A 14,614-nucleotide genomic window follows, 5' to 3' on the forward strand; every position below is an offset into this window, starting at 1 on the left:
ACGCCGCATTTCGGGGTTAACGATAGAGACGATGGACGCGCGCGAGTCGACCGGAACGGCTGGACAGTTACCCTTGGTGATTGCGCCATCCAGCGAGCGCGTCACGCCCGGCCGATTGGCGGGCGCATTGCGCATCTCCGCTTTCTTTCTGCTCGTGCTCGCAACGCTGTTTGCCGGCGGCTTCGGTTGGTTCGCCAACACTGTCAGCCGTCTCGCGACGCCTATCAATCCGGCAAAAGCCGATGCCATCATCGTGCTGACCGGCGGCCATTCGCGTCTCGACGCCGCTATGGGTCTGCTGGCGTCCGGCAAGGGCGAGCGGCTGCTGATCAGCGGCGTGCATCCTTCCGCCAGCCGCCGCCAGCTTCAGGTCGCGACCCGCGGCGACAAGAAATTGTTTTCCTGCTGCGTCGATATCGACCGCGCCGCGCTCGACACGATCGGAAATGCCGAGGAAAGTGCCAAGTGGGTGGAAGATCACGCCTATGGCACCGTGATCCTCGTCACCAACAACTATCACATGCCGCGCAGCCTGCTGGAAATGGGCCGGCTGCTCCACAAGGCCAAGCTCGAGCCCTATCCGGTTGTCAACAGCAACCTTGGCAATGGCGGCTGGCTGACCAAGCCCAGGGCGCTGCGCGTGCTGTTCACCGAATATAACAAATATCTGCTGGCGCTGGCGCGCGGCATCGTGCCGGTGAAACCAACGCCAACCGGCATCGCGCTGGCCGAGGCTGCTGCGCCGAACTGACCTATATCATTCCTTGACCGTGGCGCATGAGGCGCTGCGCAGGCGCGCGATCTCCTGTTCGAGACGTTCGATACGCTTGTCCCGCTCGGCCAACGCCGCCGCGACGTCGGCAGCTTCGAACCGTTGCGGAATATGCTGCGGGCAATTGGAATCCCAAGCCGAAACCGTGAACAGGATGATTTGTTCGGGGCGGGCCTTGTAGCCTTCCGGCATCAGCTTCGCCATCAGTTCTGCGTCGTCCTCGACGACACGCGCGCTGCCCCAGATCTTGATGCGCTGTCGGTGCGCATAGTCGATCAGGAACAGGAATGCGCGGGGGTTGTCGTCCAGATTGCCCTGGGTGATGAATTGCCTGTTGCCGGAGAAATCCGTGAAGCCGATCGTCCGCTCGTCGAGCACCTTGAGGAAGCCGGCCGGCCCGCCGCGATGCTGGATGTAGGGCTGGCCGTCACCATTGGCCGTTGACAGAAAGACGCTGGTCTGCGCCTCGATGAAGGCGGCGAGATCGGCCGTGATATCAGCTTGCCAGCCGCCGCGCTCCTCGACGCGGGCATAGGCCACGCGTGAGCCTTTGCGGGCCTGGATCGCCTTGACGGTTGGCGTAAAGGCAACATCGCTGGTGAAGGCGTGAGCATTCATGGAACCTCCTTTGCAGGCAGAGCTGCGAGCCGTAGTCAGCAAAAAATAAGGCCTTCCATCCTCCGGATGCAGATGGCATAGATGCAACCAATCCTTCCATTTTTCGGGAGAACCATGGATCGCCTCGAGGCCATGTCGCTTTTCGTCGCCGCGGTGGAGGCCGGCAGCCTTTCGGCCGCCGGACGCCGTTTCGGCATCCCACTTGCAACGGTCAGCCGCAAGGTCTCCGACCTGGAGCGGCATCTGAAGACGCGTCTCCTGAACCGCTCGACGCGGCAGCTGACGCTGACCGACGCGGGTCACACCTACCTGGCGGCCTGCCGTCGCATTCTCGACGAGGTCGGCGAGGCCGAGCGGGCCGCCGCCGGCGAATACAGCGCCCCGACGGGCGAACTGATCATCACCGCACCGATCGTCTTTGGCCGCCTGCATGTGCTGCCGGTAGTCACCGGCTTCCTCGCCGCCTACCCCGACGTGGCTATCCGCCTGATGCTCGCGGACCGGATAACCCAGTTGACCGAGGAGCATATCGATCTCGCCGTCCGCATAGGCGAGCTTCCCGACTCGAGCCTGGTGGCCACCCGCATCGGCTCGATCCGGCGCGTCGTTTGCGCGAGCCCGGCCTATCTGGCCGAGCACGGTATGCCGGAGACCCCGAGAGACCTCGCGGCACATAACTGCATCACCTTTGAGGGGCTCACCGCTCCCGCCGCATGGACTTTTGCCACCGGCAAGACCGAGCTCGCTGTTCCGATCCGCTCACGGCTTCGGGTCAACACCGCGGAAGCGGCGGTCGACGCCGCGATTGCCGGCGTCGGGTTGACGAGGGTGCTTTCCTACCAGATCACAGCTGCGGTGCGGGCAGGCACACTCTGCACCGTGCTGGAGGCATTCGAGCCGCAGCCATGGCCGGTCAGTCTCGTGCATGCCGGCCAGGGTCTGCTGCCGGTGAAACTGCGTGCGTTCGTCGATTTCGCCGCCCCTCGCCTGAAGAAGCGGCTGATGCAAGCGACGTGGCAGGCCTGACGAACGGATAGCGGGTCAAGTCGGATCGATTTCGCATCGTTTCCTTTTTGCCCGCGCTTGGTGTAACCAACGCACACCTCCTCACCGGGCACTTCCCCCATGCTCCTTATCCGCTCGCTGGCGTTCAACTTCGTCTTCTATGTCAATCTGATCGTCCAGATGATCCTCTGGACCCCGTACTATTTCCTGTCGCCGCGCCACCGCGCCTGGTTCGTGCCGAAATTCTGGTCGCGCACAAGCATGTGGCTTTACGACAAGATCGCCGGCACCAAAAGCGAGATCACCGGCCAGGAAAACCTGCCCGAAGGCTCCTTCATCCTGGCGCCCAAGCATCAATCCTTCTGGGATGCGATTGCCTTTTTCCCCCTCCTGCAGGATCCGATCTACATCCTGAAGCGGGAACTGACCTGGATCCCGTTCTTCGGCTGGTACATCTTGAAAATGCGGATGATCCCGGTCGACCGCGGCAGCCGCTCAAAAGCATTGAAGGCAGTCGTCGCCGCGACCAAACAGGAGCTGGCCCGCAATCCCCGCCAGCTGATCATCTATCCCGAGGGTACGCGCCGAGCGCCGGGCGACGAGCCGGCCTATAAATACGGCATCGTCGAGATCTATGCGCAGCTTGGCATTCCGGTGGTGCCGGTCGCCCATGTCGCCGGCCTCTACTGGCCGCGCCGGAAATTCCTGCGCTATCCCGGCACGATCAAGGCCCGCTTCCTGCCGCCGATCCCACCCGGGTTGGACAAGCAGGAATTCATGGAAAGGCTGATCGGTGAGACGGAAGCCGCCTGCGACCAGCTGCTCGTCGAGGCCTCCAATGCGCCGAACCCGCCGCCTATGCCGCCGACGGCGGTGAAGCGGCTGAGCGAGCTGGCCTCCGATACCTCGGCCTGAACTGCAGCCTGACCGATAATATCCTAGGGAATCACAGCCAGTGCCGTCGTCAAACCAGCGTCGCCGCGAACGTCAGATTGATGATCCGCGAGACCAGCGGTTTGCGCAGGAAGCGCGCAAACGCTGCCCCGGCGAGAAGCCAAAGGGCATGGATGGCGACGATCATCGGGGCGAGGACCGCCAGCTTGAGGCTTGCATCAAGCTCACCGGCGGACGACGTGCCGGCGAACACAGCGGCAATCGCCACATAGGCTTTAGGGTTCGCGACGGCCAGAAGAAGCCCACCCAAAAAAGTGGGAAGTGCCCCGCCGGTACGCGCAGCCAGAGGCGGAGCCGTTGCTATCTTGAAGGCGAGGTAGAGGATGTAGGCTGCGGATGCCAGCGCCAAGAGCGATGTGAGCTTCGGCACAGAGGCAAGCATGGCCGTGATGCCCGTCGTCACGACCAAAAGCACGGCGACCGTGCCAAGAACGATGCCCGAGGCGTAGCGGAGCGAATCGCGCAGACCGAAGGCGGCCCCAACGGCGGTGACGCTGATCGTCGCCGGCCCCGGACTGCCCATCACAACCGCCGATACCAGCACAAGCACGAGCAATTGCGGCCATAGATACGGGTGGGATAGAACTTGTCCGGCCATGCGTCATCCCCCGCATCGTGCGTCGATGCAGGGACGGTACGGCAGGCAGCGCCGAGCGTCTTGAACGATCGTGCAAACTCGTCCGCGGCCGGGTGTCCTTGACGCATCCACTGCTGAATGTCCTGGGACACGCAAGCAGTCAATTCACACGCGGCTACGCACTCGCGCTGTCGAGCTCGGCGATATCGTCTGGGCTGAGCTTCAACGATGCGGCGTGAACGAGGCTGTCGACCTGGTCCAGCGTCGTGGCGCTGGCGATTGGCGCGGTGACGCCGGGCCGCGCGATCACCCAGGCGAGCGCCACTTCCGCCTGCTTGGCCGAGTGACGCGCCGACACAGCGTCGAGTGCCGTCAGGATGCGCATGCCGTGCACGTTGAGATAGCGCTTCACGCCGTCGCCACGCGCGCTTTTGCCGAGATCAGCTTCGCTGCGGTACTTGCCGCTCAAAAAACCCTTGGCGAGGCCGAAATAGCTGATGACGCCGAGATCCTCGGCCATGCACAGATCGCGGAGCGGCCCATCGAAGGAGGCGCGATCATAGAGATTGTATTCCGGCTGCAGCACCGCGTAGCGCGGCAGGCCCCGCAGGCTTGCCACGTCGAGCGCGGCGCGCAACTGGCCGGCATCGAGATTGGAGGCGCCAACGTGGCGGATCTTGCCCTTGGCGAGCAGTTTTTGGTAGGCGCCGAGCGTTTCCTCGTAGGGGGTCGTCGGATCCGGCCAGTGCGACAGATAGAGATCGACGACATCGATCTGCAGCCGCTTTAGCGACGCATCGATGGCCTTTTCGACATAGGCGGCGGAGAGGTCTTTCCTGCCCTGTCCCATATCCGACCCGACCTTGGTGATCACCACGACCTTGTCGCGGTTGCCGCGGCTCTTCATCCATTTCCCGATGATGGTTTCGGATTCGCCGCCTTTGTTGCCGGGAACCCAGCGCGAATAGGCATCCGCCGTGTCGATGGCGTTGAGACCGGCGCCGACGAAGCGGTCGAGCAGGTCGAAAGAGGTTTTCTCGTCGGCGGTCCAGCCGAAGACGTTCCCGCCCAGGACCAGCGGCGCGATGGACAGGTCGGTTTGACCGAGACGACGTTTCTGCAAGACTGATCTCCGTAGGGAATGGAAAGGAGCGGGCGAAAAGCCCGGGCTTAACTAGGTCTCACCGCGCCGAGGTCAAAGGCCCGGCTGTCTTTTCCGATGGACCAGCGCTTCACAAAGGCGCGACTCGCCGCGCTCCAAATGTCTACTGGCTTTGGCGCCGGTATTCACCAGGCGGCAGTCCGACCACGCGGTTGAAAAGCCGGCTGAATGAGGCCGTATCCCGGTATCCGACCTGGTAACATATTTCCGAAATGCCGAGTTTGGTGCTTTCAAGAAGTCTTTTCGCGGCCTCAAGGCGCCGGTCTTGAATCCATCGGCCAGGAGTGGTGTGCAATTCATCGGAAAACCGGCGCGCCAGCGTTCGCGGCGACAGGCCGAGTTGCGCTCCAAGGAAGGCAAGGTCGAGCGCTCCGAGCTGTTTTCTGGATAAGGCTTCGAGCTGGTCGCGGAACGGCTCTTGCGTGGGCAGCAGATCGGTGAGCGGGAACTCGTAGGGCGTCTGGATCTGCCGCGACGGCGGCAGCACCAGCAATTTGTGGACCAGGCGCTCCTCCCTGGCGAAACCAAGATCCCGCAGAAGCGCCTTGCCGAGCTCCAAGCCTGAAAAACCGCCGCCGCAAGTGTAGATCCGTCCGTTCCCGATCAGCACACGTGACGCGTCCCAACGCACCTTCGGAAAGCGGCGCTGAGCATCGGTCTTCAGCCACCAGGAGATCGTCGCGCGCTTTCTGTCGAGAAGACCGGCGTCTGCCAGGAAGTAACCGGCCCCGCAATGCGCGGCGATGATGGCGCCGTCGCGTTGCGCGCTTGCGATAAGCGGCGCGGCGTGGCGGCTCTCTTCCTCCAGCGCGGCAACAAGCTCCGGGATTTGCATGCCGGGCATGGCCAGCAGGACCAGCAGGTCCATGCGATGCGAGGGTTCGCGTCTGGTGTGAAAGGAAATTCCGGGCGTCGTCGCGGCGTCGGCCTGCCGCGCCACGAATTCGAAGGAAATCGCCGGCGCGCCGCGAATGGTGTTCACCAGCTCGAACATTTCGACAAGTGTCGCGGCGACGGCCGAATAGAAGGTCGACGGCAGCCAGATTACGGCGTGGACGGAACGATTGTCCAAGATGCCTCCTTTTGAACAGTTATGGCAAGATTAGCACATAGATTGTCAAATCTGCCAATTCCGATTTTTGCCAGCGAGCTTAGGTTCCGCGACACCGATGCAAACATCGGTGCCTGCGATCTGGCCGCGTCCAGATTGCATGACCAGATCGCCCGCTATTGGAGGCCGAGATGAAAGCAATCGTGTTTGACGCAATCGGCTCGCCGCGGGACGTGCTCTATCTGCACGACGTACCCATGCCGCGAATTGGCGACGGCGAGGTTCTGGTCAGGATGGTTTCCGCCTCGGTCAACCCTGGCGACTTCCTGTTCATCCAGAACCTCTATCCCGAACCGAAGAAGCCGCATTTTCCCCACCAGATCGCCGGAAATCATGGCGCCGGCATTATCGATGCCGTGGGCGCGAACGTCGCTTTGAAACCGGGCACGCTTGTCGCGTTCAGCCACTACAATAGCTGGGCCGAATATGCGGCCGTTCCGGCCGAATGGCTGATCCCGCTACCGGCGGACTATCCGCTCGAACGCGCCGGACAGATGGTGAACCCCATCACCGCCTGGGACCTGCTGGCGGATTCCCGTGTGCAGCCTGGACAGTGGCTGGCCGTCACGGCCGGCTATTCATCGGTTTCGACGATGGTGATGCAGTTCGCCAAACGGCGCGGCATCAACGTGATCGCGCTCATGCGACGCTCTCACGACAGGCTGGACCTGAAGCGGCTTGGTGCCACCGCCACCCTCGATCTGTCGGATTTGAAGGTCGGCATCAGGGAAGCGGTCATGGACATGACCGGCGGCGCCGGGTTGAACGGGATCATCGACAATGTCGGCGGACCCGCCAGTGGCGAATTGATCCGTACCCTCGCGATGGGCGGGCAGATGGTCATCAATGGCGGCATGAGCAGCGAGCGTTTCGAACTGCACAATTTCGACGTGCTGCTGAGCGGCGTCGAGATCAGGGCAAATATCTACCGCTACTTCTTTTCGCCGCCTGTCGAAGCCGACCGTCCGGTGTTGCGCGAGATTGTTGACATCTTCGGCCAACCCGATTTCCATATCTCTGTCGGCGGCATCCATCCGCTGGCGCAGTTCGAGCTCGCCGTGGCAAACAGCCTGGATCGCGCCGATCTCGGAAAGCAGATTTTCAGGATGCAGCCCGGACCATGATCCCGAACCGAAGGTCAGCGAAGCAAAAAGTGGAACCGGTTTTCGGAAAGATCATGGTCAAACAACGAAAGAAGATCACGACCCGATCCGTTTCGCCACTTCTTCCAGCCAGTGGTCGCGGATCCCCAGCGCTTCGAGGTGCTCCAGCGTGCTGAGCACGTAGTCCTCGTTCTTTCCCGACTGGCCGACGGCGCCGCGAACGACGGTCGCCGCATCGGCCGCATCGAGCGCACCGGCATATTGCTCGTGGGTACGGTCGACGACATAGGCGACAGCCGAGACCGTCTCGCCCCCGTCCGTCTCGCCGCCACCCTTATCGCCGCCACCCTTATCGCCATTGTCGAGGCGAATGCTAAGCATGCGCTCGAGATAGACATTGGTGACCAGCTCGCGCTCACGCAGATAGGTGATGACCTCGTTGCGCAGATCGCCGGGGACGCGGAAGGCCAGCCCGATGCAGGAGCCGCCACGGTCGAGGCCGAGCACCAGGCCGGGCCGTTCGCGCGTGCCGCGATGCACGAAGGAGTAGACGCACAGCGAGCGGCGGTAGCCATGGAGGCGGGCGCGCCGCGTCTCGATATGCGCAAATCCCGGCCGCCAGATCAGCGAACCGTAGCCAAAAACCCAAAAATCGCCCATATCACCAAGCCTGTTGCAGCACCGCACTGGAATCGGTGTTTTTCGATCCTCCTCCGTCTATCTGATGTTGCCGGAAACGACAGTCCCCTCTGCAACACGCGCCAACGAAGAGCCGCAGCATGACGTCAAATGACGAACGCCCGCCGAATTTTCTCCGCCGGCTGCTCTGGCTCGGCGCTTTCATCGTCGTGCTGTTCGGCCTCTACAGCGCCGGCTGGTTCTACCTGGCAGGCAAGGTCAAGAGCGAAGCCGGCAAAGCGGTGACCGAGCTCAACGGCAATGGCATCGAGGCGGACTGCGCCAATCTGACGGTCAGCGGCTATCCCTCGAGCTTCGCAGTTTCCTGCGACAGTCTGGCTTACCAGGACGACACAAGGAACGTCGCCGCCTCGCTCGGCAGCCTCCACGCGGCTACGCATATCACCCAGATCCTGTCGCCTGGCGTCGACCTGCGGGGACCGCTCAGGACCTCCGTGCCGGGGATGGCGCCGCTATGGATCGACTGGGATACTCTGCGAGCGAACGTGAAACTGTCCTGGCCGCTGCCCCGGCGCGTTTCACTGGAGGCGGAGAGCCTGTCTGCCCAGACCGATCCGGCGGATGGCACAGACCCGGTCGAGCTGTTCAGCGCCGGGACAGCGGCCGGACAATTGCGTCCGAACGGACAGGACATCGACTATGCCGGGAGTTTTACCGATCTCGAAATCGACCCCGATGCCATCGATGGTCGCGTGCTGCCGCCGCTCGACGGCAGTGGCGACGTGACGCTGAAGAACGGCGCGGCGCTGATCAAGACACAAACAAAGAGCCTGCGCGGCCAGGCAGTCGATATCGGCAAGCTCGATCTGTCGTCGGGGACCGCGCGCGTCACCGTTTCAGGACCGGTTTCGATCGATGCCGACGGGCTGATCGACGCCGATCTGATGATCAAACTCAGCGACCCGAAGGCCGTGGCGGCAATCCTCGGCAAGGCCATTCCCGAGCAGAAGAGCCAGATCAAAACAGGCTTTGCCGGGCTGGCGCTGCTAGGCAACGAACCGTCGATGCCGCTCAAGGTCGTCAAGGGCAAGGCCTCGCTCGGTTTTATCCCGCTGGGCAGGATCAAGCCGGTCGATTAGACCAAGATTGCGAACCTCCAGTTCGGAAAAGATCATGGTCAAACAGGAAGATAGATGGACCGCCCAGTGAAGCTCCTGAGTGTTGGCGCGCTGACGCTCGACACGATCCTACGCGTCGACACGCTTCCGACACGTCAGGGCAAGTTCATCGCGGCCGACGGCGTCCAGATCGCCTCGGGCATGGCTTCGAGCGCGGCCTGCGCCGCACGCCGCCTCGGCGCGGACGTATCGCTGTGGGCAAGCGCGGGAGACGACCCCGTCGGCGATCAGCTGGTCGCCGGGATCGAGGCCGAAGGCGTCGATTGCAGCTTTGTCCGGCGCGTCACCGGCGCGCGTTCGGCACTGTCGGCCATCTTGGTCGATACGCATGGCGAGCGCATCATCGTTCCTTTTTATGACAAGCTCGCCCAGGCCGCCCCCGAGGCGCTCCCCTCTCAAGACCTCACCGCATTCGACGCCGTCCTGGTCGACGTACGCTGGCCGGGCGCAGCAGCTCTGGCCATGACGGCGGCGCGCGCAATCGGCCGTCCAGCCATACTGGACGCCGACACCGCGCCACGGGACGTGCTGGAACGTCTGTTTCCGCTCGCCTCGCACATCGTCGCGTCGGAACCAGCGGCATTCATCCTCTGCCGCGAGGAGCAAGGCCCGCAAGAGGCCTGTGAAGCGTTGGCCGGACGCACCGACGCATTCGTAGCGGTGACGGGCGGCTCGGCAGGAAGCTGGTGGTTCGACCGCTCGGTCGCGTCCGTGCGCCATGTCGCGGCGCCAAGGATCAAGGCAGTGGACACGCTTGCCGCCGGCGACGTGTTTCACGGCGCCTTTGCCGTTGGTTTGGCGGAAGCCATGCCGATCGAACAGGCCCTGCGCTTTGCCAGCGCCGCCGCCGCGCTCAAATGCCTGCGTTTCGGCGGCAGGCTGGGCGCGCCGGACAGGGCCGAGACGCTGGCGATGATGGCCGCCCACTGGCCGGCCTGAGACAGCGGCGGGCTTTCAAATCGAATCGTACCGCCGCTCTGCCTTTTGTTTGAGCATCGGATTTCCCAAAATCGGTACCCACATTTGGGTCCGATGCTCTATCCCTTGGATGGGTGCTCGACCGCCTGCCGGCCAAAGTCCGGTACGTCGATGTCCTGGCCGGCCTCGATGATCGAGCGGCGGACGGCGCGGGTGCGGGTGAACAGGTCGAACAGCTTTTCGCCGTCGCCCCAGCGGATCGCCCGCTGCAGCGAGGCCAGATCTTCCGAGAACCGCGCCAGCATTTCGAGAATGGCATCCTTGTTGTGCAGGCAGACATCCCGCCACATGGTCGGGTCGGAAGCGGCAAGGCGCGTGAAGTCACGAAAGCCGGAGGCCGAATATTTGATGACCTCGGACTTGGTGACCGACTGCAGATCGTCGGCGGTGCCGACGATGTTGTAGGCAATGATGTGCGGCAGATGCGAGACGATGGCCAGTGTCATGTCGTGATGCTGGGAATCCATCGTATCGATGTTGGAGCCGCAGCGGCGCCAGAATTCCGAGAGTCTTTCCAGCGCCTCGGGATCGGTGCCGGGCAACGGCGTGAAAATGCACCAGCGATTCTCGAACAGTTCGGCAAAGCCTGCATCCGGACCCGATTTTTCGGTGCCCGCCAACGGATGGCCGGGAATGAAATGCACACCATCAGGCACATGCGGCTGCATCTGCGCGATGACCGACGCCTTGGTCGAGCCGACATCGGTGAGGATGGCGCCCTGCTTCAGCGCCGGTGCGATTTCCTCGGCGACCTCGCCCGAAGCGCCGACCGGCACCGAAACGATGACCAGGTCTGCATCGCGGACCGCCTCTTTGGCGTCCACAGTGTAGGAGGAGCCGAGACCGAGTTCGCTTGCCCGTGCCAGCGTCGTTTCGCTGCGTGTCGAGATAGCGACGTGGCGGGCAAGACCTTCGCGGCGGATGATGCGGGCCAGCGACGAGCCGATCAGGCCGATGCCGACCAGCGCGATCTTTTCGAACATCGGTGATGTCATTGTCTCAGCTTTTCAGAAATGTCGTGAGCGCGGCGACAACGCCGCGATTGGCCTCTTCGGTGCCAATGCTCATGCGCAGTGCATTCGGGAACCCGTAGCCGGAAACGCGCCGCAATATGTAGCCGCGCGCTGAGAGGTAGTCGTCCGCAGCCGCCGCCGAATGCTTTTGGTCTTCGGGAAAGTGGATGAGCACGAAATTGCCGACGCTCGGCGTCAGCCGCAGTCCGAGCTTGGTCAACTCCTCGCTCACCCATCGCAGCCAGGTCTCGTTATGCGCCACGCTGCGCTCGACATGGGCGCGGTCGCGGATCGCGGCAATGCCGGCCTCGATCGCCGTCGCGTTGACGTTGAAGGGACCTCGCACGCGGTTAATCGCGTCGATGATATGCATCGGCGCGTACATCCAGCCGATCCGCGCGCCGCCGAGGCCGAGCTTGGAGAAGGTGCGGGTCATGACCACGTTTTCCGCGCCAGCCACCAGTTCGACGCCGGCTTCATAGTCGTTGCGGCGGACATATTCGGCATAGGCGCCATCCAGCACCAGAAGCACATTTCGAGGCAGGCCGGCATGCAAGCGGCGCACCTCCTGGAACGGCAAATAGGTGCCGGTCGGGTTGTTCGGATTGGCGAGGAAGATGATTCTGGTCCGCGGCGTTACGGCGGCGAGGATCGCATCGACGTCGGCGCGCTCATTGGTTTCCTTGACAGACACCGGGACAGCGCCAGCCGACTGGATGTAGATCTTGTAGACCATGAAGCCGTGTTCGGTGATAACGGCTTCATCGCCGGGCGCGAGATAGGTCTGCGCAAGCAGGCCCAGAATCTCGTCGGAACCATTGGAACAGACGATGTTCGCCGGGTTGAGGCCATGCACCTCGGCGATCGCCTCCCGCAGGCGCCTGGCGGTGCCGTCGGGATATATGTCGAGTTTGGCTGCGACGTCGCGCGCGGCCTCTATCGCCTTCGGAGAGGGGCCGAGCGGGTTCTCGTTCGACGACAATTTATGGATAGTGGCAACGCCGGCCGGCGCCGTGCTCCTGCCCGGCACATAGGCTTCTATGTCCATGATCCCCGCGCGGGGCGTTGGACGTGCCTGATCCGATGGCTGGTTCATATTGCAAAAATCCGTCGAGAACGTTTCCGCCTAGTGTGATGGATTTGGAGTTCCTGCCATTTTGGTGGCATCAGCGCTCAGGAACTTCAAATCCAGCACACTAGAATTCATTGGTTGCTAGTGTGGCGAATCCGAAATTCGCCCACTGCGCTGCTCCAACGCGATGCGAATTTCGGATTCGCCACACTAAAAGCCGCAGCGGAAATACAAGCCGTGGCCCGGAATGTCGAGACCGTCAATTATGGGTGAGCGACTGGCCGTTGACGCCGAGGCGCGCCGGTCCTAGAAGAAAGGCGAAATCCCGTGGTGATTTGGCCGGTCGGCTTGCAGCCACGTTAAACAACTCGCTAAAGGGCCGTTTGCATTCTGTAACCGGCTTTGCGAAGGCAATGCCGGTTTTTGTTGTCCGTTGCCGGCCGGACAACCGCATCGCCCGAAAATCGGAATCGATTTTCGGAAAGCGCGATGGGTAATATAAGAGGATGCGATGGTCGCGCTGCGCACTAAAAGAACCAACAACGAGGCCGACCAACCGTCGAGCCGGGTGTTGCGTTTCGGTGCCGACAAGCCGCTCAAGCTCGACGCCGGCACGCTGCTGTCACCGTTCCAGATCGCCTACAAGACCTACGGCACGCTCAACGACGCCCGCTCCAACGCCATCCTCGTCTGCCATGCGCTGACCGGCGACCAGCATGTCGCCAGCACCAATCCGGTGACCGGCAAGCCGGGCTGGTGGGAAGTGCTGATCGGCCCCGGCAAGATCATCGACACCAGCCGCTTCTTCGTAATCTGCTCAAACGTCATCGGCGGCTGTCTCGGCTCGACCGGCCCCGCCTCGACCAATCCAGCCACCGGCAAGCCCTACGGGCTCGACCTGCCGATCATCACCATCCGCGACATGGTGCGGGCGCAGTTGATGCTGGTCGACCATTTCGGCATCGAAAAACTGTTCTCAGTGCTCGGCGGCTCGATGGGCGGCATGCAGGTGCTGCAATGGGCGTCGAGCTATCCGGAGCGCGTTTTCTCAGCGCTGCCGATCGCCACCGGCGCGCGCCATTCCTCGCAGAACATCGCCTTCCATGAGGTCGGCCGGCAAGCGGTGATGGCCGATCCGGACTGGCATGGCGGCAAATATTTCGAGCAGGGCAAGCGCCCGGAAAAGGGACTGGCCGTGGCGCGCATGGCCGCTCACATCACCTACCTGTCTGAAGCGGCCCTGCACCGGAAGTTTGGCCGCAATTTGCAGGACCGTGAAGCGCTCACCTTCGGTTTCGACGCCGACTTCCAGATCGAGAGCTATCTGCGCCATCAGGGCATGACCTTCGTCGACCGCTTCGACGCCAACTCCTATCTCTACATGACCCGGGCGATGGACTATTTCGACCTTGCCGCCGATCATGGCGGCCGGCTGGCCGACGCATTCGCCGGCACCAAGACCCGTTTCTGCCTGGTCTCCTTCACCAGCGACTGGCTGTTCCCGACCGAGGAGAGCCGCTCGGTCGTTCATGCGCTGAACGCCGCCGGCGCCTCGGTGTCCTTCGTCGAGATCGAGACCGATCGTGGCCACGACGCCTTCCTGCTCGACGAGCCGGAGCTGTTCGCCGCCATCAACGGCTTCATCGCCTCGGCGGCTCGCGCCAGGGAGCTCAGCGCATGACCCGTGAAGATTGCAGGCTTTCGGGACCAGCATCATGCGCCAGGCATCAGCGCATGACCCCGAAAAGTTGCAGACTTTTCGGACCGGGACCATGCGCTAGGCAAAAGGCGAGATCATGAGTGTCAACCACGCCCAGCGCGTCGACCTCGAAGTCGTCGCCGATCTCATCCCACCACAGTCGCGGGTGCTGGACGTCGGCTCCGGTGATGGCCTGCTGCTCGAATTGCTGCAGGCGACGAAGCAGGTCGACGGCCGTGGGATGGAATTGTCGCAGCGCGGCGTCAACGAATGCGTGGCGCGCGGCCTGTCCGTCATCCAGGGCGACGCCGACAAGGACCTCAAATTCTATCCCGACAAGGGTTTTGATTTCGTCGTCCTGTCGCAGACCTTGCAGGCGACCCGCAACCCGAAGCTGGTGCTCGACGAATTGCTCAGGATCGGCAAGCACGCCATCGTCTCCTTCCCCAATTTCGGCCACTGGCGGGTGCGCCTTTCGCTGTTCCTCGAAGGGCGGATGCCAGTGACCAAGGACCTGCCCTATTCCTGGTACGACACGCCCAACATCCATTTCTGCACCATCCGCGACTTCGTCAATCTCTGCGAGGAGCTCGGCGCAACGGTGGAAAAGGCAACCGCGCTCGACGCCAATGGCCAGAAAATCGGCCTCTCGATGCCATGGTGGTTCTGGAATTTCTTTGGCCAGCAAGCAGTGTTCTTGTTGAGGCGATAATGGCCGTCGCTTCTTCGGCCT

The 14,614-nt window shown here is 62.7% G+C and carries 15 protein-coding genes and 1 riboswitch; of the genes, 8 read left to right on the forward strand and 7 right to left on the reverse strand.

Features of this window, described 5'->3' with window-relative positions; translation table 11 throughout:
- The first annotated feature begins 31 nt into the window (after nt 1-31).
- A complete protein-coding gene (locus CIT31_RS05620; protein WP_065008505.1) occupies nt 32-751 on the forward strand; it encodes a YdcF family protein in 720 nt (239 codons plus the stop codon).
- Nucleotides 752-757: 6 nt separating this feature from the next.
- On the opposite strand, the gene CIT31_RS05625 is transcribed toward CIT31_RS05620, so the two are convergent.
- Nucleotides 758-1,390: a pyridoxamine 5'-phosphate oxidase family protein gene (locus tag CIT31_RS05625; protein ID WP_095517808.1), complete on the reverse strand. Its 633-nt coding sequence runs from the start codon at nt 1,388-1,390 to the stop codon at nt 758-760.
- A gap of 114 nt (nt 1,391-1,504) precedes the next feature.
- Here CIT31_RS05625 and CIT31_RS05630 point away from each other — a divergent pair, with 114 nt between their 5' ends.
- Together CIT31_RS05630 and CIT31_RS05635 are read left to right on the forward strand one after the other, a co-directional pair.
- The gene (locus CIT31_RS05630) at nt 1,505-2,416 is read left to right on the forward strand and encodes a LysR family transcriptional regulator (RefSeq protein WP_095517809.1); all 912 of its coding nucleotides are present in this window, start codon (nt 1,505-1,507) and stop codon (nt 2,414-2,416) included.
- Between the two features lie 99 nt (nt 2,417-2,515).
- On the forward strand, nt 2,516-3,310 hold the full coding sequence (locus tag CIT31_RS05635; RefSeq protein WP_029348612.1) for a lysophospholipid acyltransferase family protein: 795 nt from the start codon (nt 2,516-2,518) through the stop codon (nt 3,308-3,310).
- A gap of 49 nt (nt 3,311-3,359) precedes the next feature.
- Here the strand turns inward: CIT31_RS05635 and CIT31_RS05640 are convergent, their stop codons facing one another.
- From CIT31_RS05640 to CIT31_RS05650, 3 genes are all read right to left on the reverse strand, one after another.
- Complete coding sequence (locus CIT31_RS05640) at nt 3,360-3,947, reverse strand: LysE family translocator (RefSeq protein ID WP_095517810.1); 588 nt, start codon at nt 3,945-3,947, stop codon at nt 3,360-3,362.
- 154 nt (nt 3,948-4,101) lie between these two features.
- Nucleotides 4,102-5,049: an aldo/keto reductase gene (locus CIT31_RS05645; protein WP_095517811.1), complete on the reverse strand. Its 948-nt coding sequence runs from the start codon at nt 5,047-5,049 to the stop codon at nt 4,102-4,104.
- Between the two features lie 142 nt (nt 5,050-5,191).
- On the reverse strand, nt 5,192-6,160 hold the full coding sequence (locus CIT31_RS05650; RefSeq protein ID WP_095517812.1) for a GlxA family transcriptional regulator: 969 nt from the start codon (nt 6,158-6,160) through the stop codon (nt 5,192-5,194).
- 170 nt (nt 6,161-6,330) lie between these two features.
- Between CIT31_RS05650 and CIT31_RS05655 the strand changes: the two genes are divergently transcribed.
- Complete coding sequence (locus CIT31_RS05655) at nt 6,331-7,323, forward strand: quinone oxidoreductase family protein (protein WP_133116117.1); 993 nt, start codon at nt 6,331-6,333, stop codon at nt 7,321-7,323.
- Between the two features lie 75 nt (nt 7,324-7,398).
- Here CIT31_RS05655 and CIT31_RS05660 read toward each other — a convergent pair whose 3' ends face one another.
- Entirely contained in the window at nt 7,399-7,962 is a 564-nt protein-coding gene (locus CIT31_RS05660; RefSeq protein ID WP_095517814.1) for a gamma-glutamylcyclotransferase, read from the reverse strand.
- Between the two features lie 119 nt (nt 7,963-8,081).
- Between CIT31_RS05660 and CIT31_RS05665 the strand changes: the two genes are divergently transcribed.
- Both CIT31_RS05665 and CIT31_RS05670 read left to right on the forward strand, forming a co-directional pair.
- Nucleotides 8,082-9,080, forward strand: coding sequence for a DUF2125 domain-containing protein (locus tag CIT31_RS05665; RefSeq protein ID WP_095517815.1), 999 nt, complete (start codon nt 8,082-8,084; stop codon nt 9,078-9,080).
- A 54-nt stretch (nt 9,081-9,134) separates the two neighbouring features.
- Nucleotides 9,135-10,058: a PfkB family carbohydrate kinase gene (locus tag CIT31_RS05670; RefSeq protein ID WP_095517816.1), complete on the forward strand. Its 924-nt coding sequence runs from the start codon at nt 9,135-9,137 to the stop codon at nt 10,056-10,058.
- 98 nt (nt 10,059-10,156) lie between these two features.
- On the opposite strand, the gene CIT31_RS05675 is transcribed toward CIT31_RS05670, so the two are convergent.
- Nucleotides 10,157-11,092, reverse strand: coding sequence for a prephenate/arogenate dehydrogenase family protein (locus tag CIT31_RS05675; protein ID WP_029348620.1), 936 nt, complete (start codon nt 11,090-11,092; stop codon nt 10,157-10,159).
- 4 nt (nt 11,093-11,096) lie between these two features.
- The gene (hisC, locus tag CIT31_RS05680) at nt 11,097-12,206 is read right to left on the reverse strand and encodes a histidinol-phosphate transaminase (RefSeq protein WP_095517817.1); all 1,110 of its coding nucleotides are present in this window, start codon (nt 12,204-12,206) and stop codon (nt 11,097-11,099) included.
- Nucleotides 12,207-12,499: 293 nt separating this feature from the next.
- A riboswitch (SAM riboswitch) is annotated at nt 12,500-12,577 on the forward strand.
- A 116-nt stretch (nt 12,578-12,693) separates the two neighbouring features.
- Between hisC and metX the strand changes: the two genes are divergently transcribed.
- Together metX and metW are read left to right on the forward strand one after the other, a co-directional pair.
- Nucleotides 12,694-13,863, forward strand: a complete 1,170-nt coding sequence (gene metX / locus CIT31_RS05685; protein WP_095517818.1) for a homoserine O-acetyltransferase MetX — start codon at nt 12,694-12,696, stop codon at nt 13,861-13,863.
- A gap of 115 nt (nt 13,864-13,978) precedes the next feature.
- Nucleotides 13,979-14,593 (forward strand): methionine biosynthesis protein MetW, encoded by a 615-nt coding sequence (gene metW, locus CIT31_RS05690; RefSeq protein ID WP_095517819.1) that lies wholly within the window; start codon nt 13,979-13,981, stop codon nt 14,591-14,593.
- Nucleotides 14,594-14,614 lie beyond the last annotated feature (21 nt).

Source organism: Mesorhizobium wenxiniae (genome assembly GCF_002284535.1).
GTDB classification, from domain to species: Bacteria; Pseudomonadota; Alphaproteobacteria; order Rhizobiales; family Rhizobiaceae; genus Mesorhizobium; species Mesorhizobium wenxiniae.